Annotated in this window: 1 protein-coding gene and 1 pseudogene; both read right to left on the reverse strand. The window is 35.8% G+C overall.

Annotation, left to right across the window (positions count from 1 at the left end; genetic code table 11):
- Window positions 1-862 (reverse strand): annotated as a pseudogene (locus C3B52_RS35440) (pilus assembly protein CpaF); the annotation flags it as partial.
- Window positions 862-1,449, reverse strand: a 588-nt coding sequence (locus C3B52_RS35445) for a hypothetical protein (protein ID WP_103110998.1), incomplete at its 5' end; no start/stop codon positions are given. The pseudogene C3B52_RS35440 and the gene C3B52_RS35445, both read right to left, overlap by 1 nt.

Here is a 1,449-nt window from a genome sequence, read left to right on the forward strand (position 1 = left end):
CCGACTCAAAACCGAGGAAAGATAAATGTATGGATTTACCTTTATAGAATATCCAAACGCTCTGATGTCCTTGATTTGGCTTCTTCATACTGTCCATGAGCTCCAGTTCATTCTCAATAGACTGTAAATTGCTAGGTAATCCAGATACGCCTCCAGACACACCGTCAATTGTCATATCCCTTATTTCATCGATCACACCAAAACCCTTATATCTCTGATAAATTCTTTGAACAACGATATTCAGTTTATCGTGATACGTAAGCTTGCCTTCCTTGTATGCTTTGTTATAAATATCTCTAATTTCTTCTCCTGTAATAATGTAGGATTCCGCTGTCCCGTCCTCAATAATGAACTTGGGCCTATCCAACTGGTAATCCTCTATTAATTTTGACAACGCCTTAAAACCATGTTTTTGTTTGTACAGATAGAGCAATACGTCAAAACGATCTTGATCGGTGAGATGGCTTGGGTCATTAAATGGAATAATCCAATTAACATTTGTTTCGTTAACACCATACTCTCGATCAAGTAGGTCATATATATACTGCTTGAGATACACTTTTTCTTGAATATCCCCTGATGTAGCGTTTTTCATAGCATTACGAAGTTCTTCGACGAGCCCTGTTCTTCTTTCAAACTCCTCTCCAGATAACCCCATATCAAGCGGATTGCTGTTTACAAAATCATTGATTCTTTTTTTTACGAATTCAAGAATTTGATCTTGCTGAAATCTTTCGATTTCCAAGTCATCTTTTCTTTTTGGAGTTGCAAAGGGCTTCCGAGTAAGCTTGTAACAAAGAAGGATAATTAAGCTGAAAATGATCAGGACGATTATTGCAAAATTGATTAATGATTCGCCCATTAAGAAGCCCCTCTTTCAATCATCTTGACTTGCGTATTGATACCAACCTCTGTGAGTATATATTTAGCGTTTCTTCTTAAATCTTGTATGAACTGATAGTTTTCATGATTTTTACTGATGTTTCGATTCCTTGATATAAACCCTTTAATATCCCCATCATTAAGGTGATCTTTAAAAGAGGTATTGTAAGGCAACGTTAGAATTGGTCCTTTATATGAATATTTGTTAGCAATATTTCTGACTTTATATTTAGACTCAGGATCGTATTGCCCGACGAGTAAAACATGAGGTTTCCGCAATAGTGCTTTGGGCAAACTTTCTTTATCTTTAAAGAACTTATCTAAAACGTGAATATTCTGATTTACACAAACTACAATCAGATCGGAATCCTCAAGCAACGTATTAGTAACAGGGCTATTCGATCCACTATGAACGTCTAATAAGACAAGGTCATAATACTCCTTCGCTCCGTTATAGATAATCCGCATAATTTCATTTGCATTATCAAACTGACTTTTATCTGATTTTTCACTGCCTCTAAGCAGATCTAACCTGTCTCGTTCGATAAATAAAGCATTGTTCTTAAC

The organism is Brevibacillus reuszeri (genome assembly GCF_002897295.1).
Lineage (GTDB): Bacteria > Bacillota > Bacilli > Brevibacillales > Brevibacillaceae > Brevibacillus > Brevibacillus reuszeri_A.